The sequence below is a fragment of the Phycisphaeraceae bacterium genome (assembly GCA_020851465.1).
In the GTDB taxonomy this organism is placed as follows: Bacteria; Planctomycetota; Phycisphaerae; order Phycisphaerales; family Phycisphaeraceae; genus JADZCR01.
Genome location: JADZCR010000003.1, coordinates 163,087 through 182,970, shown reverse-complemented (window position 1 = coordinate 182,970; position 19,884 = coordinate 163,087). Strand labels below are relative to the sequence as shown.

The 19,884-nt window shown below is 59.4% G+C and carries 11 protein-coding genes; 10 read left to right on the top strand and 1 reads right to left on the bottom strand.

Translation table 11 applies throughout. The features are described 5' to 3' along the window. Positions 1-31 precede the first annotated feature (31 nt). A complete protein-coding gene (locus IT444_04140; GenBank protein ID MCC7191955.1) occupies positions 32-2,068 on the top strand; it encodes an APC family permease in 2,037 nt (678 codons plus the stop codon). 23 nt (positions 2,069-2,091) lie between these two features. Beyond that, on the top strand, positions 2,092-2,586 hold the full coding sequence (locus IT444_04135) for a rhodanese-like domain-containing protein (protein ID MCC7191954.1): 495 nt from the start codon (positions 2,092-2,094) through the stop codon (positions 2,584-2,586). A gap of 88 nt (positions 2,587-2,674) precedes the next feature. Here the strand turns inward: IT444_04135 and IT444_04130 are convergent, their stop codons facing one another. Continuing rightward, positions 2,675-3,316, bottom strand: a complete 642-nt coding sequence (locus IT444_04130; GenBank protein ID MCC7191953.1) for a hypothetical protein — start codon at positions 3,314-3,316, stop codon at positions 2,675-2,677. An 82-nt stretch (positions 3,317-3,398) separates the two neighbouring features. Here IT444_04130 and IT444_04125 point away from each other — a divergent pair, with 82 nt between their 5' ends. The 8 genes from IT444_04125 to IT444_04090 all read left to right on the top strand — a co-directional run bounded on the left by IT444_04125 (position 3,399) and on the right by IT444_04090 (position 19,837). Next, positions 3,399-4,994 (top strand): MiaB/RimO family radical SAM methylthiotransferase, encoded by a 1,596-nt coding sequence (locus IT444_04125; protein MCC7191952.1) that lies wholly within the window; start codon positions 3,399-3,401, stop codon positions 4,992-4,994. A gap of 284 nt (positions 4,995-5,278) precedes the next feature. Then, positions 5,279-6,421 carry a membrane dipeptidase gene (locus IT444_04120; GenBank protein MCC7191951.1) on the top strand — a complete coding sequence of 381 codons (1,143 nt, stop codon included), beginning with the start codon at positions 5,279-5,281 and terminating at the stop codon, positions 6,419-6,421. A 247-nt stretch (positions 6,422-6,668) separates the two neighbouring features. Beyond that, entirely contained in the window at positions 6,669-7,430 is a 762-nt protein-coding gene (locus IT444_04115; GenBank protein MCC7191950.1) for an ABC transporter ATP-binding protein, read from the top strand. After that, a complete protein-coding gene (locus tag IT444_04110; protein MCC7191949.1) occupies positions 7,427-8,725 on the top strand; it encodes an ABC transporter permease in 1,299 nt (432 codons plus the stop codon). The genes IT444_04115 and IT444_04110 overlap by 4 nt, the downstream gene beginning before the upstream one ends. Before the next feature lie 43 nt (positions 8,726-8,768). Beyond that, on the top strand, positions 8,769-9,554 hold the full coding sequence (locus IT444_04105; protein MCC7191948.1) for an ABC transporter ATP-binding protein: 786 nt from the start codon (positions 8,769-8,771) through the stop codon (positions 9,552-9,554). Positions 9,555-9,580: 26 nt separating this feature from the next. Next, complete coding sequence (locus IT444_04100; protein MCC7191947.1) at positions 9,581-15,415, top strand: ABC transporter permease; 5,835 nt, start codon at positions 9,581-9,583, stop codon at positions 15,413-15,415. Continuing rightward, positions 15,415-17,490, top strand: a complete 2,076-nt coding sequence (locus IT444_04095; protein ID MCC7191946.1) for a hypothetical protein — start codon at positions 15,415-15,417, stop codon at positions 17,488-17,490. The genes IT444_04100 and IT444_04095 overlap by 1 nt, the downstream gene beginning before the upstream one ends. Positions 17,491-17,527: 37 nt before the next feature. Beyond that, positions 17,528-19,837 (top strand): hypothetical protein, encoded by a 2,310-nt coding sequence (locus IT444_04090; protein ID MCC7191945.1) that lies wholly within the window; start codon positions 17,528-17,530, stop codon positions 19,835-19,837. Positions 19,838-19,884: the final 47 nt, after the last annotated feature.

Below are 19,884 nucleotides of genomic sequence, written 5' to 3'. Positions count from 1 at the left end.
AGAGGGAGCCTGACCGGTCTGCAATTCACTCATGGATCCCCAAGAATCCAATCCAACGATTTTTCAACGCCTCAAGCGTATCCTGATCGGCAGGGCTAAAAACCCGGAAGATCAGTCGCTTTTCCATCACCTGTCGCTGATCGCTTTTTTCGCATGGGTGGGGCTGGGGGCGGACGGTTTGTCGTCCTCGTGCTACGGCCCCGAAGAAGCGTTCATGGCTGTCAGCACGCACCCTTACCTCGCACTCTTTGTCGGCTTGGGTACGGTGGCGACGATCTTTGTCATCTCGACAAGCTATTCCCAGATCATCGAACTCTTCCCCAGCGGCGGCGGCGGTTATCTCGTCGCCACCAAACTCCTCAGCCCCAGCCTCGGCGCGCTGTCGGGCTGCGCGCTGCTGGTGGACTACATCCTGACCATCACGATCTCCATCGCCAGCGGTGCGGATGCGCTGTTCAGCTTTTTCGATCCAAGCTATTCGATGTTCAAGTTTCCGACGGCTCTCGTCGGAGTCTGTCTGCTGACCCTGATGAACGTGCGCGGGGTCAAGGAATCGGTCCTGCCGCTGGTGCCGATCTTCCTGGTATTCGTCATCACCCACGCCTTCGTCATCCTCTACGCGATATTCACTCACATTTTTCATTTCGATGACCTGGCGCGAAACGCGGTAACGGATGTCGGGCAGGCGTGGCGTGATAATGGCGCGGGCTTCATCGGCGTTTTCGTGCTGCTCAAGATCGTGCTCAAGGCATACAGCATGGGTGCCGGTACGTTCACGGGAATCGAGGCGGTGTCGAACGGTCTGCAGATTTTCCGGGAGCCTCGCGTTCAGACCGCCAAGCGCACAATGCGGTACATGGCCTTCTCCCTGGCGGTCACCGTCATGGGTCTCATGATCGCCTATCTGCTCTACGAGGTGCATGAGCATCATGTGGAGGGCAAGACGCTAAACGCGGTGCTTTTCGAGCGGTTGAGTGCCGGCTGGGGATACGGTCCAAGCCGGACCTTTGTCTTTGTGACGCTGCTGTCGGAAGCGATGCTGCTGTTTATCGCAGCGCAGGCAGGATTCATGGACGGGCCGCGTGTGTCGGCGAATATGGCCCTCGACTCGTGGCTCCCCAAGCGGTTCGCCACGCTGTCTGATCGGTTTGTGACGCAGAACGGCGTGCTTTTCATGGGTGCAGCCGGCGCGCTGGTCCTGTTTCTGGCGCACTCGCTCGACCCGCAGGGCGTCGTGCGGTTCCTTGTCGTGCTCTACTCGATCAACGTCTTTATTACCTTCACCCTCTCACAGGCTGGCATGGTCCGGCACTGGTGGCAGGTGCGCCGCAGCGATTCCAACTGGAAACACAAGTTCCTCGTCAACGGTGTGGGTCTGGTGCTCTGCGCCGGGATCCTCATTTCCATCGTTGTGATCAAATTCGCAGCCGGCGCGTGGATCACGCTCGCCATCACCAGCGTGCTTGTCATCGTGGTTATGGGAATCAGGCACCACTACCGCAAGACCGGAGCACTGCTCAAGCGGCTTGACGGCCTGGTGCGCGTCGCCGAATCAACCCCTGCCCCGGTGTCCAGCGATGGCAAACCGGTCGTCCCGCCGGCATTTGATCCATCCGGGAAAACAGCGGTCGTTCTGGTCAACGGTTTCAGCGGTGTCGGGCTGCACACGCTTTTCTCGATCGTCCGTCTGTTTTCAGGAATCTTCAAGAACTTTGTTTTCGTGCAGGTCGGCGCGATTGATGCCGGCGTGTTCAAGGGGGCCGCGGAAATCGCAGCGCTGAAAGAAAAAGTCGCCGACGACGGACGGCGATACGTGGACTTTATGCAGCAGAACGGCTTCTACGCCGAAGCGGTCTCAAGCCTCGGCGTGGACATCGTGCAGGAAGCCGTTGACCTGGCGCCGAAGATTCTCGAAAAGTTTCCGCAGAGTGTGTTTTTCGGCGGCCAGCTTGTGTTCCCCAATGATTCGTGGTTGATTCGCTTTTTGCACAACTACACGGTGTTCGCGCTTCAGCGAAAGTTTTACCTGCGCGGAATACCATTTGTCATTCTGCCCATCCGAGTCTGATTCATGACGGTGAGGAGTTGCTGATGAACACCCATCCAGGCCGATCAATCTCATCCGCCCCGAAATCCGCTTCCCGACTTTCTTTGTCAATGGTTGTCGGCGGTTTGTTGCTGGCACTGCTGGTCGGCTGCACCGATATGCCCAAGGTCAGCGATGAAGATGTCAAGGAGCTTCAATACAAACCGCTCCGTGATTTGCTGGAAAACCGCAAAAAGGGACCGACCTATCTCCTCGATCCGAGAATTGAGGATCGTTACGCCCGCGGCCATATCCACGACGCGGTGCATATCCCGATCCGTGATTTGATCCCCGGACATCCTGAGTTGGCCAAGGCACGCAACATCGTGGTGTACGGCACGGATTTCAGTGATGCGGTCGCGGTTGCGGCGGCCAAGAAACTGATGGCGATGGGCTACATCAACGTCTTTCTTTTCCGCGGCGGTGTGGAGCTTTGGCGGGCGGAAGGCGGACGAGTCGAGTCCACCACAGCTCCGGCGACGCAGCCCAAAGAAGAATAAAGCTGCATTACCGACTCGCTTTTCCCGCAAGTCGGATCGTCACCTGTCGCAATCGTGTTGTTGGAGAGTGCGCGAGTCGCTTGTTGATTCAAGGCATCGCGTGAGAAAAGTCATCGTCATCGAGTACAGCCGGCACGAAGTCGGAATTCGGTAATTCCAGGGCGTGTCGTTTGTGGATTTCTTTTCTTGGATTGGGCGCGATCAGGCCGGCACCCAGGCACGCCAACCCCGCCAGGATCACGACGAAGCGCATCGGGCCGGTGGTCAGCGTCACGAGTCGAGTCTTGATCGGCTGATAGACAGGCGTGTTCACTCCCGGCTGGGGCAGCGGCTGGTGGAGCATCTGCTCGATCGTCGGAATCTTCGCCTGCCAGACCGGGACCGCAGTCGTTTGGCGGCCACGGATTGAGGCATTCGTCGCCCTTGGCTGTGATACCAGCGGCGTCGCGCCGACGGGCTTCAGATGTAGATGGTAGAACGCCAGCCGTTCAAGCAGCACGGGGTCATCGGTTGCCAGTGCTTTATTGAAATCACGATAGTTGTTTGCCTGTTGTTCGAGTTTCTCCGACTGCATCTTCATCAACTCACGCTTCCAGGTCAGCTCGCGGGTTTCAAGCCACGAGGGCATGAGTACCGCAGCACCGACCATCAGCATGCCTGCGGAAATCAACAGCAGCCCGGGCACCGGGGCCAGCAGACGGTCAAACCAGTCGGTAAGCGCGGCAAACATCGTGGTGGAATTATCGGCACACGCTGCCGTGCTCGATGAATCTCCGATGGCTACAATTCCTGCCTGTCCGGGCCATGACTGTATGGATAACCAAACACCAGCAAAACCCGCAGCTTCGGACGGCCTGAGCGTCTATCTGGAGACCTTCGGCTGTCAGATGAATGTGCTGGATACTCAGCTCGTTCGCGGTCAGCTCATGGCCCTGGGCTATCGCTTTATCGACGACTGGCAGGCTGCTGATGTCGTGCTCTACAACACCTGCTCGGTACGCGAGCAGGCGGAGAACAAGGTTTACTCCCGCATCGGTGAAGTGGGGCTGCTCAAACGCGATCGCCCCGAAATCATCCTCGGCATCATCGGCTGCATGGCGGAACGAGACGGCCTTGACATGGTGCGCAAACATCCCCAGGTCGATCTGCTCTGCGGACCCGGTGAGCTTGATAAGGTGCCGATGCTCATTGATAACGTGGTGAAGACCAACTGGGAAAAGCGAGGCGGCGTACGCATGGCGCAATCGGCTCTCCAGGGGAATACCCACCGCCGCTCATCCACGCTTGCTGCAGCGGAAGATCAACTGGAAATGCTGGACTTGTCACGGTCGTTCAGCCCGGAGGAGTTTCACGGTTCCGCTTACGTGCGGATCACGCGCGGATGCAACAAGTTCTGCACCTACTGTGTCGTCCCCAACACGCGCGGTGCGGAGGTCCACCGCCCGCCTGACCACATCATCGAAGAATGTCGCAAGCTGGTTGACGCAGGCGTCGTTGAAATCACGCTGCTCGGTCAGACGGTGAACCATTACCACTACGACCACGCGGCGGCAGTGGTGGTCAACGGCGTCCAACAGCCGCAGATCGGCAGCGTGGTGAGTCAGGGTGCGGGCCGAGGTCATGCCTCCACGGTCGGAGCAGCGGACGTGACCTCTTTCGCCAGACTCCTGGCGCGAATCCATGACGAAATTCCGACGCTTGAGCGTCTGCGATTCGTCACCAATTTCCCTCGTGACTTTGGTGATGACATCCTCCAGGTGATGGCGGAGCGGCCGCGTATCTGCCGCTACATCCATCTCCCCGTACAGTCCGGCTCGGATCGCATCCTGAAACTGATGAATCGTGGCTACACCGTTGCGGAGTACCGCGAACTGCTCAAACGGGTTCGCCGTTACCTGCCCGATGTTCAGTTGGCGACGGACATCATCTGCGGCTTTCCCACCGAGACGGAGGAAGACCACCGGGCGACGGCTGAACTGCTGCGCTTTGGTCGATTCAAGAACGCCTTTATTTTCAAGTATTCACCTCGCCCCGGCACCGCAGCCATTGATCGCTTCGATGATGATGTCCCCGATGAGATCAAGAAGCTGCGAAACAACGAGTTGCTCTCGATTCAGAGTCAAATCAGTGCGGAGGTTCACCGGGAATGTGTCGGCCAGACTGTTCGAGTATTTGTCGAGTCGGTAAGCGAGAAGGAAAAGCGGGCCCGTGATGCCGGCCATGGCGCGAGCGTTCTGCTCGGATGGGAACAACCTGCCACCCAGCTTACGGGACGAACCGACGGCGATTTGATCGTCTGCTTTGAGGGAGATGATTCGCTGGTTGGCTCAATCGTCGAGGTGCGGATCGAACGGGCCGCGGCTCTCACGCTGTTCGGGACGTTGTGCAACAAAACAGCGGAAGTCTGACGTTAAGCATTTCACGCAGCAATTCGATGGGTGAGTCGAGACGTCCTTGTGCCCGGTTGAATGTCGTGGTTTTCCCCGTCGAACCAGAGAACAGCACTTTTCCCGTCCATTGGTTACGATCCGCATCCCGCTGAGGGAAGGCTTAGTCCGCGACTTGTGGTAATTGCTCTCTCGGCAGGCGGTTGCGATGATTTTCCGACTTGAGCATGCGTGGTTTGCCTGAGAACGGAAAACTTCATCCGACCGGTACGAAAAATCTTCTTGTCTCGCGAGAACGATACCCCATGACGATCCCATTGATTGATGCCCATCTCGACCTCTCATGGAATGCGCTGGCGTTTGACCGCGACCAGACCGCTTCCGTTGATGCGCTGCGTAAGCGTGAGGAAGGCATGACGGGCAAGTCGCGCACGCGTAACACCGTGAGTCTGCCGGAAATGCGGCGAGGTGACATCGGCATCTGTCTGGCGACGGTGCTCGCGCGGGCCTTGCCGGGTTATGGCGATGATCTTTCGGACGCCAACGTCTCGCCTCTGGTGATGCGCAAGCGTCAACCGACGCTGCTGCGTGAAAACCTCGACTACGCCAATCAGGAGATCGCCAGCGCAGCGGCGCGTGGACAGGCGGCTTATTACCAGATCCTCGAATCGCGCGGTCAGGTCAAACAGATCCGCGACCGCAAAACGCTCAAGTCTCACTGGGCAAAGTGGGTCAAAGCCCGCACACCCGCCGCACGAGCCAGGCTGCCGATCGGTTACATCCTCAGCATGGAGGGTGGTGATCCGATTCTCGATCCCAAAGATGCGGAATACTGGTGGCAGCAGGGCTTGCGAACCGTTTGCCTGGCTCATTACGGCCAGAGCGCGTACGCCATGGGTACCGGCGGCGATGGACCGCTTACCAAGCGCGGCCGGGAACTGGTGAAAAAACTCGACAAGCTCGGAATCATTATCGACCTCGTACACACGGCAGACACAGCGTTATCACAGATTCTGGATTTGTACGGACGAGGCGTGTTTGTCAGCCACGGCAATTGTCGCTCCCTCGTACCCGGCGACCGACAAATCAGCGATGAGCAGATCAAAGCCATCGCCGAGCGGGGCGGGGTGCTGGGTGTGGTGATGGACTGCTGGATGCTCATCAAAGGCTGGAAGCATAGCGCCGCGGTCAACCCGACTGTCACACTGGAGAATGTGGCTGACCATATTGATTACATCTGCCAACTCACCGGCTGCGTGGATCACGCCTCGATCGGCAGCGATCTCGACGGCGGGTTTGGCACGGAGCAGTCGCCAGCCGATCTGGGGACGATTGCAGGCTTGCAAAAGCTGGAGCCGATCCTGACCCGGCGCGGTTACAGCAAGGCAGATGTGAAAAAGATTTTCCACGGCAACTGGTTGAGATTTTTCGGAGAGATGTTGCCGTGAATGCAGTCAAAATCGGCGATAGCTCCGAGCGGATCGGAGCGGGGCGACTTTATCCGGAAGCCCTCGAACGGACGGTTCCTCCGCGATCCGTCTTCCTGTTATCATTGGCGATTCTTGCCTTGGCGCCCTCGGAGTCGATTCGGTGGTAGGACAACCCGGCCCGCAGACCAATCACGCTGACGCCCCACCGGGCGGCGGCGCGCCATTGGCAGCGGCCCATGCCGAGTATCGTCAGGGTAAACGGGTCATCGTCGCGGTGCGCGGCGTGACACGCGAATATCGCGTCGGCGGTGAAGTCGTCCGTGCGCTGGCCGGCGTCGATCTGGACATCTATGCCGGCGAATACCTCTCGATCATGGGGCCTTCCGGCTCAGGCAAGAGCACGCTCTTTAACATGATCGGCGGACTCGACACGCCGACCACCGGCAGCGTTACTGTACAGGGCGTCACCATTGCGATGCTCTCTCGCGTCGAACAGGCGCGGCTGCGGAATCGCTGCATCGGTTACATCTTCCAGAGTTACAACATCATCCCGGTCATGACGGCGCAGCAGAATGTTGCGCTGCCGATGCTGCTGGGCGGCATGTCGGTCTCTGATGCCAGCGCCAAAGCCGCGGAACTGCTCGAAGCCGTGGGGCTGGGCCATCGTCTCGACCACCGCCCGGACCAGCTTTCGGGCGGACAGCAGCAGCGGGTGGCGATCGCGCGGTCTTTCGCCAATGATCCGGCGATCATCCTGGCGGATGAGCCGACGGGGAATCTCGACACCCGCACGGGTGAGGAAATCATCGACCGGTTGAGCAAGCTCAGCCGTGAGCGGGGGGTGACGATCATCTCAGCCACGCACGATCACAAGATGCTCAACGTCTCCGATCGCGTGGTCACCATTCGCGGCGGAAAAATCGACAAAATCGAGCTGCGCAGCGAGCTGGATATTCAGATCGGCAGCATCGGTGACGCGGGCGAGGCCAGCAGCGGAAAAAAGAACGGTAGCGGAGGTGGCCATTGACCTCCACCCCGCACCACGGCGAGGCATTGCATGGCGACGCGCTGCTTGGGCAGTTGCGCCAGGGCTGGAAGCCGCTGCCCAACAAGACCCTATTCGCGCTGGCGATGGGCGGGTTGAAGGTGCGCATGATGCGATCGGTCGTCACGATGCTCTCGATCGTGCTGGCGATTGCGTTCCTCACTTACACGGGGCTGACCAACTACCTCACGCGCAATCTCGCCAACGGCGTCGATGCGCTGGCGAAATACGATCCGATCGATCCGGCGAAAGTTCGCGCTACCAGTGCCGCCATCGCCGGCATTGATGTGGTCGATGGCATGCCGCTCGAAGATCAGCGGACGCTGGCGAAAAAACTTGCGATTGATGACATCAAAGCCGCATCGGATGAAGTGTTTACGATTCCTGAGCTGATCCGCAATGCGAAGCTCGCCAGAGATGCCGCGGATAAAGCCGTCAAGGATCTCCAGGCCGACAAAACCACGCTGCCGATCGACCTCGTCGGTGCCAACGAACGGTTGGCCGCAGCACAGAAACTGGTTGACGATCTCGAAGCGAGGCGGCGAGTTCTGGAAAAGACAATCGACTTCGGGACATGGATTCGCGAAGGCAAATCAGAACAGGCGCAGGCGATGCCGGCCCAGCTTCGAGAGGCTTTGCTGGCTCGCTATCGCGGTCTGGCGGAATCGCTGCCGAACCCGGAGCGGCTTACTGATACCGACTTTGAGCACCTCGATCTTCTTCTCCCGCTGGCGTGGGCCAAGGGCGGTTCCGACGAGGATCGGCAAACGGTCGGAATCGCACTGAAGCAGGAGCACCGCAAGCGAGCCGCAACTGAGCTTCGCAAGCTCCTCACCGGCGCGGGTGTCAACATCGCCAAAACCCGCAGCGGCAATCCGATGGACACCTGGCTGATCGTCATGGCCATGCTTACCTGCGCGGTGGGTATCGCCAACGCAATGCTCATGAGTGTCACCGAGCGATTCCGTGAGATCGGCACCATGAAGTGTCTCGGTGCGCAGGACAATCTCGTGGTCAAGCTGTTTCTGCTCGAATCCGCGTTTCTGGGCATCATCGGTGCCGCACTGGGGATCGTGCTGGGGCTGATAGTCGCGTGGCTGGCGGCTGTGCTGCAATTTAAGGGCTATGGGATCGAATACTTCCCGATGGCGCAGAGCCTGACGGTTATTCTGCTCTCCGCGCTGGGCGGCATCGTGCTGTCCGTGGTGGGGGCGGGATATCCAGCCTTTGCCGCGTCACGAATGCGGCCGGTCGATGCGCTGCGGGTGGATGAATAGGAAATCGTTTGCGATTCAATGATCGCAATAGACTTTTGACAGCATGAGCGAGACGAGCGCAACAACATCGACGACGACCAAAGCGAGTGACATCGCACGCGATGTCGTCGTGCGCACGCTCGGCGTCAAAAAGGTGTACCGCATGGCGGATCAGGAAACCCACGCTCTGCGCGGTGTGGACCTGGACATCTACCGTGGGGAATACATGGCCATCATGGGGCCGTCCGGCTCCGGCAAGAGCACGCTGTTCAACATGGTCGGCGGGCTTGACAAGCCGTCCGAAGGGATGGTGTTTATTGATGAGGTGGACGTCGCGGCCCTCGACAGCTACGAGCTGGCGTGGATGCGATGCCGGAAGATCGGCTATATCTTCCAGTCGTTCAACCTCCTGCCGACACTCACCGCTCTCGAAAACGTGACCATGCCGATGGTCTTTGCCAATGTGGATCCCGACGACGCACGGGAACGCGGATATCAGCTATTGCAGAAGGTCGGCTTGGGCGAGCGATGGAGCCATCGGCCGGGCAAGATGTCGGGCGGCCAGCAGCAGCGTGTGGCCGTCGCACGGGCGTTGGCGAATAATCCCGCCATCGTTCTGGCTGACGAGCCGACCGCCAACCTTGACCTGAAAACCGGGGCTGAGATTATCGCCATGCTCAAGCGGCTGTCGCATGAAATGGGGGTCACCGTGATCAGTGCGACGCACGATCACAAGATGCTCGACATCTGTGACCGTGTGGTGTGGATTCGTGACGGACGGATCGAGCGCATCGAAAAACGCGAAGATCTGAACATCCAGGTCGGCAGCATTGATGGGGAGAAGCACTGATTTTTTTGCGGAATGACGAAGTACGAATGAGCAACAAGGATTCAACATCGGATGTCCGATTGGCGTGGCACGCTTCCCGCAGGCACGCCGGTTTTGCTCATGGGACATTCATCGTCCGCATGTGGTCTCTGCTGGCGGTGATGGCTGCGATCTGCCTGACCGCAACAACCGCCATCGCGCAACCTGCGGCCGCTCAACCCGCATCCGAGGCGGCTGCGTGGAATCAGTTGGAAGCCTTGCTCAAGGCGGCTCCCAGCCGTGCAGTCGGCCAGCCGGGTAATGAAACAGTTGACCGCATGATCCGCGATCGCTTTGAGCAGGCGGTCGCGGCGAATAACGACCCGCGGCAGTTGACCGATGCGATGCAGGCGATTGCTAAGTCCGATGCCGCCAGCGAAGCGTTTTCGCAGGCTCGGCAGGCAGCCATGGTCGTGCCGGAAGCGCAGGCGGGCACGACCGGATCGAGTGCGGCGTTGCTACGCTCGATTCTCAAATCACCCGGCCCGCTTACCCTCGCGCTGGCATTGCTGACCGGGCTGGTTGTTTTCACGTGGCGACAGCAGAAGCGCCGCTCGTTACTTGCGGTGGGGACCGTGTTGGCGTTGCTGACGATCTCCGTTCCGATCACAGCATGGCTCGGTTCCAGTTGGGTGCATGAAGACGAAAAGCCCGGCTCCACGGGTACGCAGGCCGGGCTTGAAGCTCGCGCCAACGAAGCCGCCATCAATGCGTGGAAGGCCGACTCGGATGCTGCCAAAGCCGCCCGCGGACTTTGGCAGGCTGGTCGCATTGTCTATCCCACAGCGGTCTTCAAGCCCGGTGCCGCACAGTTAACCGTTGGCGGCCAAACCGTTCCTCTCTACCCCTTCCTGCCCAACCTCGTAGATCCCGGCAATCTCCCCGAAGCTGGATTCACTGGTCCGCTGGTCTCCATCGGCAAAGGCGGTCCGGAGGAGTTGACCCGTGCAGGTAAGTCGATCCAGGGCAGCGCGGTGCTCATCGAGTTCAGCAGCGAACGCCACTGGCTCGATGCAGTCCAGCTTGGGGCGAAAGTCGTCATCGTCGTCGAACCGCCGGGTAACGCCGCGATGACGATGACCGAAGCGGCACTCAAGAAGACGGAAACCCCGCTGAATGTCCCGCGATTTTTTGTAAGACGTGCGGATCTGCAAAAAGTGCTGGGCGGAGCTGCCGTCCCAGGCATGGAGAGTGAGTCGAGTGCGTCGGCTGCGGCTCCTTCGACGACCCAGGTGACGATTACGCGAGAGCCGGGGCGATGGGAGCGGCAGGAAGTCGCCACGGATTGGCTGCTGGTTCCCGGCAGTGAGACAAAAGCCGACGGCACCCCATCCGACGCGACTCCGGTGCTCATGCACTTGCAGGCTTATAAGGACAGCAACTCCGCGGTTCCCTCGCTGGCACCCGGTGCGCAGAGTGCTGCTAATCTCGTTTTGATCCTGCGGCTTGTCGATCACTTTGAAAAGCATCCGCCTCGCGTCCCGGTGCTCATCAGCGTGGTCAACGATCACGCCAACGCATTGCTCGGCGAGCATGAGTTCGCACATTTTGCGTTTGGTGATGCGGCATCTGTGGTCAATGAGCTGCGGCAGAATGTCAACAGCATCGAATCCGCGTTGGCGCGGGCCCGCTTCATTCAGGAGGAGTATTCCAAGCCGATCAACGCCCAGCGTGTCGAGGAGATTCGCAACACGGAGCGCAAGATCGCAGCCGAGCTGCTGCCGGTCAAAAAGATCGTGCAGGACAAGCTGAGCCTGATGCGGAACCTGGCGAGGGAGGATCGCAAGACGCTCCAGATGAAGCTCGATGCGGATAAGAGCGCAAAGGAGGGTCAGCCGCGTCTGACCTCGCAGCAGCGGACGGACATCGAAGCGGAGATCGACCGGTTGGACCGCTACGCGGTGGTGACCAACGACGTCAGCAAGCTTTTCAATAAGTTCGGTAGGCCGGTGAAATATGACGACCTCTCCGCGGAGCATCATCAGCGGCTGGCGGAGGTCTGCAGAGAAATTTCGGAAACCGCCGGTCGTGACGCGGTGGAACTGGAAAAGGCACGCAAGCGATACCTCGCCAACCTGTCATTGCGTCGGCGTCTGCTGTGGCTGCAATCGCCCGTCAAAGACGCAGATGCCGATGACATCGATTCGGTGCTCGCAGCAGAGTACCGACCTCTGCCGGCGACGATGTTTCTCGGCTTTGATCTGGCATTCGGCAATGATCACGTCGGACTATTCCACGTTGGAAATTTCCGCAGCGAAGACGCCAGCGATACGACTCCAAACCTTGAACGTGTTCGCCTGCTCGCCAAGGAAACCATTCAGGTCGCCAACGATTATGCCCGTTCCACAGGCAAGCCGAACCTGCTGACCGACACCGTGCGTGGTGCCGGCGGCCTGCCCTGGACGACCTACCTCGGCGGTAAGTTTGCCCTCGCGACGGATGTAACTTATCCCTACCGCGTGCCGGCGATGTCGCTGACTTCGGTGCGCGACAGTCGCCCGTATGCGTTCACCCCCAGCGACACGATTGATCGGATCGACCGCGGCAAGTTCGACGCGATTATGTCGTTCGTCGAAGCCTACATCCCCCGATTGATCGATTGGCACGAGATTCCCAATACGGTTCGGGCTGCACAGGGGAACTTCCAGCCGTTGACGGTTGCGGTCGATGTAAAGCGTCACGATCAGTTTGCGGTGCAGGTTCCGCAGACCCCGCTTCCCGGCGCGATTGTGACGGTATCGCCTGCGTTACAGAAATTGCCCAACAACGCCATGACGCTCGGCCAGGTAAGGCCGTTTTATGTCGGTATCGCCGACAGCCGCGGAGCGTTGACGATCCGAGGTGCAGCCTTCCGCAACGCAGCACCGCAGGTCTTCGCATATGACAAGGATTTCCGCCACCTGACGGATGCGCTCGATTGGGGGGACTGGGAAAAGCGGATCGGCTCCACGTTTTCCGCAGCTAATACCACGTATTACCTGACACGGGTGCTGGTTGCTGCCGCGTTTGAAAAAGTGGACCTGATCGGCCTGACGCAGCCTCTGACGCTGACCCCGCTGGCAAGCGTGAGCATCATCGACGCGGGACAGGACAGCGCGCCGACTCACTTTGGGGCCAGTGGTGTCAAGGCGGATCCGATCGCGCGTGCCGTGCCTTTATCGCTTGACGGTACGGGCAGCATCTTTGTTGAGAAGCGAACGCTTTTCAAACTCAAGACCGGCAGCGGGATCGTGCTCAATGTCGATCCCAACGGAACCCCTGAGGAGCGTGAGAAAGGACGCGGTTTCCAGCCCACGATCGGGCGGCTGCCTAATGTGGTTCTTCAGTCAGCGCAGGACATGACAAACCTGACGACGGTGCGTCTCGACAAGCTGACTGCCCGCGGCGTCAAGAACGAAACAGCGGACCTGTACAACAACGAAGCCGCCGCCGCGATCGAGGTCGCCAAAACCGCCGCTGAGAAAGGTCACAACACTCAAGCCCTCAACGCTGCCGAGGTGGCTCGCGGCCTGTCATTCCGCGGCTACGACCGAGGTAAAGCGTCGATCAACGATCTGACCAAGGCGGTCGTCATCTTCCTGGCGCTGGTTATTCCGTTCTGTGTATTCATCACCAAGCTGACCTCGCCGTTTACAGACGTGAATCGAAACCTCGCGATGTTCGCAGCGGTGTTTACGATCATGGCTCTGGTGCTGCGATTTGTTCACCCGGCGTTCCAGGTCGCCGAGACGCCGGAGGTGGTGATCCTCGCGTTCATCATTCTGGGGCTGGCGGGGTTCGTGGCCACGGTCTTGATCGGACGATTCAACACGTCCATGACGCAGGCGGTCGAAGAATCACAGCTCACCGAATCAGTCGAAGCTCCGCAGAGCCGTCTCGCGGGTGTGGCGTTCATCGTCGGCGTCAACAACATGAAACGCCGCCGCATCCGCACCTCGCTGACGACAGCGACGATCATCCTCGTCACGTTCACGATGCTTTCGGTAATCAGTGTTGGGCAGGACATCGAACCGACGGTGGTTCGGATCGGGCCGGGCACGCCGTACAGCGGATTCGTTTTCACGCGATCCGGTCTGTCAGCGATTGATCCGGTTCAGATGACGCGGCTGAGGGCACACTACGAGGGCAAGGCGACGGTCGTCGCCCGCGCGTGGACGCAGCGGCTGGGTGTGTTTGGAGAGTACCTTGGCTATGACCTGGTGCCGACTAAGCAGGTAGTGGGCGCAGCCGTCCCGCATCTGGGCGCGAAAGTGCTCGTGGGCATGGAAGTGAATGAGGACGGCCTCATCAGCCGCATGCCGATCACGACAGGGCGTTGGTTCTCAGCGAATGCTGCTTCGGAGATCATCCTGTCGGAAAGTGCAGCATCGCTGCTGGGAATCAGCAAGAGCAACTTCACCTTGGAAAACGGCGAGCCGCGCCGTATCCGCGTGCAGGGTCGTGAGGTCGATCTGGTCGGCCTGCTGGATGACGCTGCACTGGCGAAGATGCGAGACCTTTCCGATATTCCGCTGCTGCCGATGCTTTCTCAGGCGACGCAGGCGAACGCAGAAAAAGCCAATCAAACCCTGTCCGCTCAGGAAGCGGCAGGCACGGCTGTCCTCGAAGGCGGCAGCCTGCTCGGTGTCGGCACGAGTATCGCCCGCACGGTGGACGTGGCGTTTGTTCCCATCGAGTTCGCCCGATCCTTCGGTGAGGCTGACTATCGCACGCTGAGTGTGAAGTTTGAAAGCAACGATCAGCGTAGCGCGGAGACCGCAGCATCTCAGGCGTGGCAGGAAGCAAAGAGCCTCATCCAGTTCCAGCAGGCACTGGTTTCGGTCGGTCTGTCGGATGCAATCACCGATGGAGGGGCCAGCGACACGCAACGAAAAGTAGAGGCGGGTCAGTACACGATGGCGTCGAGCACCTCGACTCAGGTCGGCGGTGTTCTCAAAATCGCTATCCCGATCATTCTTGCCGCCACCATTATTCTCAACACCATGCTCGGCTCGGTCATGGAACGACGGAGAGAGGTGTCGATCTACAATGCGATCGGCCTGAACCCCGGCCATGTCATGGTCTTCTTCCTCGCCGAGTCGCTGGTATTCGGTCTGGTCGGTTCGGTCGCCGGCTATCTGATCGGCCAGACGCTGAGCCTCATCATCACACACTTCAATTTGATCAAAGACCTGAACCTCAACTACTCGTCGCTGAGCGTCGTGCTGGTGATCTTCCTGACGATTGGCACGGTGCTCTTGTCAACAATCTATCCGGCGATGATGGCTGCCCGCGCCGCGGTGCCCAGCGGCCAGCGACGCTGGAGCCTGCCTCAGCCGATCGGTAACGAAATCTATGTGCAGTTCCCGTTCAGCTATGACGGCTCGCGCGTGCTGGGAGTGTGCGCGTATCTGCGTGATTACATGAAGCAGAACTCGGAAGCCTCGACCGGACAATTTCTGGCGAAAGTCGGCGCGGTCGGACGTGTGCCTGCGCCGGCGGGACACGCACTCGCCGACGGGCACGACAAGGCCTACTGCATGATCTTCGACATCGCACCGGCACCGTTTGATCTGGGCGTCAACCAGAAAATGGAGGTTTACGCCTACTTCGATCCGCTGGTCAAGTCGCATATGCTGGCGGTCCATCTCACGCGACTCAACGGTGAAATGGGTAACTGGGTCGCGGTGAACCAGCCGTTCCTTGAATCACTGCGCAAGCGGCTGCTGGGCTGGAGGTCGCAGAAGGCAGCGACTCAGGAGGCATACTTCCACGAGGGTGAGCAGATGTTCGCCGATGCGGGCAACCTGCCGGTGGTCGGTGGCTCACCTGATGCCGCGGCGTCGGCGGGGGGGAACGCTTAATGGCGACATCCGTCGAAACATCTTCAAGCGAAGAAACCAGAAAACCTCTGTCCACCGGGGACAAGGAACTGGAGCTTTATCGCAATCTCATGCCTGTCCCCGACCACTTCGAGGATGGGTTCGGTATCAAGACGGTCATCGGTGCGCTCTTCCTGGGCTTCATCATGGTGCCTGGGTCGATCTATCTCTCTCTCTTTGTCGGTACGGGTCTGGGGCCGGCGGCGCAGTGGGTTACCGTGATTCTCTTCTCCGAGATCGTCAAGCGATCCATGAAGAGTCTGCGGCAGCAGGAAATCATGGTGCTGTTCTACATGACCGGCATCACGGTCGGCGGGGCGGGCGGCGCAGCGCAAGGATTGCTCTGGAATCAGTATTTCGTCCGCTCTCCCGAAGCAATCTCATTCGGCGTCGCTTCGGAGGTTCCCAAGTGGGTTGCACCAGCGGCGGAATACATCGACCTCTACGGCAGGACCTTCTTTACTCCCTATTGGGTCATCCCGATCCTCTTCATGGTCGGGATGATGCTCATCTCACGCATCGACCAGTTCGGTTTGGGTTACGCGCTCTACCGCATCACCGCCCACGTTGAAAAACTGCCGTTCCCCATGGCCCCCGCAGGCGCGATGGCGGTTACCGCGCTGGCGGAAACCCGCGAAAGCTCGCAACGCTGGCGCTGGCGGTGTTTCTCGCTCGGCGGTGTGTTGGGTATGGCGTTCGGCCTGATCTATCTGGGTGTGCCGGCGATCACCGGAGCACTCTTCGCCGATCGCGTCACGATCATCCCGATCCCCTGGCTTGATCTGGGCAAGTCGATGAGCACCGAGTCCTTCCTGCCGGCGGTACCCATCAACCTGGTCTTTGACCTGACGCTCGTCGTCACCGGGTTTGTCGTGCCGTTCTGGGCGGCGGTCGGCGGCTTCCTCGCGTTTCTCTCGACGGTGTTGATCAACCCGATGCTCCGCAGCAACGGCATGCTGCCCACATGGCGCGAGGGTATGGGCGTCGTCGATACGAACTTCAGCAACATGCTGGATTTTTATCTCTCTTTCGGCATCGGGCTGATGCTGGCGATCTTCATCGTCAGCGTCATTCCCATGCTCAAGCCGATGCTCCGCGTCTTTTCTGGCTCACCCAAGCCTGTCAAACGTGAACGGCTGAGCTGGGGCAGTGTGTGGCGCGTCCTGCGCGACCGCAGCAGGGAACGCGGCGACTTGTCGATCCTCACCTCGCTGTCGATCTATGTCTTCAGTACATTCACCTACATCGGCGTCTGTCTGCTCATGATGCCCGGTACAGCCGCGAATAACTATCAGGACCGCTTCCCGGCGGGGTTCTTCCTCCTGTTTGGGTTCGTCTATCAGCCGATCATCAGCTACATCAACGCAAAGCTCGCGGGAATCGTCGGCATGTCGGTGTCGATCCCGCTCGTGCGCGAAGCGTCATTCATCCTGTCGGGATACAAGGGGGCGACGATCTGGTTTGCGCCGATTCCGCTGAACGACTACGGCGGGGCGGCCAGCGTCTTCCGCGCGGTGGAGCTGACCGGCACGAAAACATCCAGCCTCATCAAGACGGAAATCGTCGTGTTCCCCATCCTCATCATCACCACGGTTCTCTTCAGCGAGGTGATCTGGCGGATGGCGGCGATCCCCGGCCCTTCGTATCCGTACACACAGGAGTTCTGGCGCGCCAATGCATTGCAGTTCAGCCTCACCGCCACCTCCACGCTCAGCGGAACCAGCGCGTTCCTGGAGTCGATCAAGTTCAACATCATCGGCATCGGCAGCGCTATCGGATTGACGGCGTTTCTCTTTCTGCGCTTCCTTAACGCGCCGCTGTTCCTGGTGTACGGCTTCGTGGCGGGGCTGGGACAGACCACACCCGGCAGTGTGATACCGATCCTGATCGGGGCACTGTTGAGCCGGTTTTACTTTGAGCCGAAGTTCGGTCAGGAAAAGTTCAAGCGTTACGCGATGATTCTCCTGCCGGGCTTTGCGGCGGGCGTCGGTCTCGTAGGTATGGCGGCGGTCGCCATCAATCTCATCGCCAAGAGTACGACGACACTGGGTTATTAAAGGACGGAAACCCCGCAGACCAGCGGGACTCTGTGGAATGAGCCAAACCACCTACCATCGCGTGGATACCGAGAGACTTCAGCAGAAGTCGGAAGCGACCGTCACCGCTGCGCAGGCCGGCGACGCGGCACGCTTTGGCGTGCGCTGGCTCATCGTTCCCCTGAGTGTTCTGCTCTGCATCGCTCAATCCATCCTCACGATCTACGCTTCCAACGTCCGCATGATGACCCTGACCGACACACTCATCCCCACGATGGCGTTCGGCATCCTTTTTCTGCTCGTGCTGCTGGGTAATCCGCTCCTGGCTCTTTCCCGCGTCAAGGGTCTCGTCGCGTTTCTCATCATCAGTGTTCTGCTGGCTCTGAATGTGACCGCCAAGATGGGCGGGCTGGATCGATTCGTCACCTTTGACGGATTCTGGAACGGCGTACTGACGCTTACGGTGGTGACGCTCTCGGCTGGTTTCGTGCTTTCACTGCTGCGGTTGATCGGCATGCGGTCGTTCAACCGTCCGGAATTGACCGTCCTTTTTGCGTCGATGCTCGTCACCGCGGGTATCTCGACCTTCGGCTTGACTGAGCAGCTCATTCCGCTGATCGCTACGCCCGCCAATCCCGCCGTCAACACACCGCAGAAAGGCTACGACCAGAAGCTCTTCCCCAACATGAAGAGCGAGCTGTATATCCAGGATCAATCCGCTGTCGAGGTCTTTCGCATCGGCGTTACGGAAGATGAGAACGGCCACTCGCTCCGTCCGCCGCGCGATGAGGAAGGCTGGTTTTCCTTCATCAAATACTTCGGACGTGTGGCGACCCTCGTGCCTTGGAAGGCGTGGATCGGTCCGCTTTCCTACTGGCTGGTCTTTGTGATCGGCTGCTACGCGCTCTTCTACTGTCTGACCTATGTCGTACTGGGCTACTGGTCGCAGAGAGAAAAACTTATCTTCCCTCTGGCCCGACTGCCGGAGTCGCTCCTGCCCGACGAGCAGGGCAAATACACGATACCGGGCATGATGCGCGGAGCGGGTTTCTGGCTGGGCTTTGCGGTCAGCTTTCTCGTTCTGGCGTGGAATGCTTCGGTGTCTGCCGGCTGGGTTGGTGCAGCCGACTGGGCACTGCCTCTGGGAATGAGCCGGTTCGCGTTTGATGCGAAGGTCGCAGGCACCGCATTGGAAGGGCTTGGGTCCGACATTGATTTCGGCCTGCGGTTCTTCATCATGTTCACCGCGATCGGCATCGCGTTTCTCCTGCCGTTGGAAATCAGTTTTTCCGTCTGGTTTTATTGTCTCTTTGGCCGCCTCATCATTCTGATTGCGGTGTGGATGGGTTATGGTCGCAACGGCGGCGACTTCCCCAGCAACTGGATCTGGCTCAATAACCCCGTGACCGCACAAGGCGGCGGGGCTTTGTTCCTCTTCAGTGCGATCAGCCTTTTCAAGTGCATCAGAGACTACGTGCGACTCTCCGCCGGACGAAATCTGGCGGACAAGGTCCGCATCGGCCTGCCCGTCATTGGTATGGCGGTATCACTGCTCGTCGTCACCTCGTGGCTGGCGTGGAACCGCATCGGCTTTGGATGGGCGTCGCTGATCATGCTTTTCATCACGCTGCTGACTGTCGGGCTGATGCGCATTGTCGCCGAGGGCGGCGTGTATTGGTTCCAGTCGCACACCAGCTTTTTCCATGTTTACAAGATGACCGGACTGGGCGCGTGGCTTAAGCCGGCACTGCTGGGGCCGATCATTCCGATCTACTCGGTGATCTTCCTGGACACCAAAACATTCATGGCTCCCAACCTGCTCAACGCAGCCTCGCTGCGGGCCGATGTCGGAGCCAGCCGCACCAAGTATCACACCAGCATCGTGCTGAGCATCATCGCCAGCGTGGTCGTGTCGCTGGGCTTTGCGATCCTGCTGGCGCATGTCCGCGGAGCCAACGCCATGCACTCGTGGTTCTACGCGGACGGTCCGATCTACATGATGGACATGGCCCGTGATGCGACCACCGATGTCGCGCAATTCAATCCCACCACGACGGTCTGGTGGGGCATCGGGGCGGTGTGGGTCGCGGCATCCATGTATCTGCGAACCTGGCTTTTCTGGTTTCCCCATCCGATCGGCTACATCATGCTGATCAACCCGCTGATGGCTCAGCTCTGGTTCAGCTTTTTCCTCGGCTGGATCGTCAAGAAAGTCACCGTGCGCTACGGAGGTAAGGCGACCTTTGACCGCGTGCGCGAAGTATTCATCGGGCTGATCCTCGGTGAATTGATCGCGATTTTCTTCTGGGCGATGCTCTCACTGGCCCTGGGAATCAAGGTCAGCGGCATCACGTTGAACCGGTATTGAGGACTGATCGGTACGGCTCCGATCACCGCCCTGATGAGGCGATGATA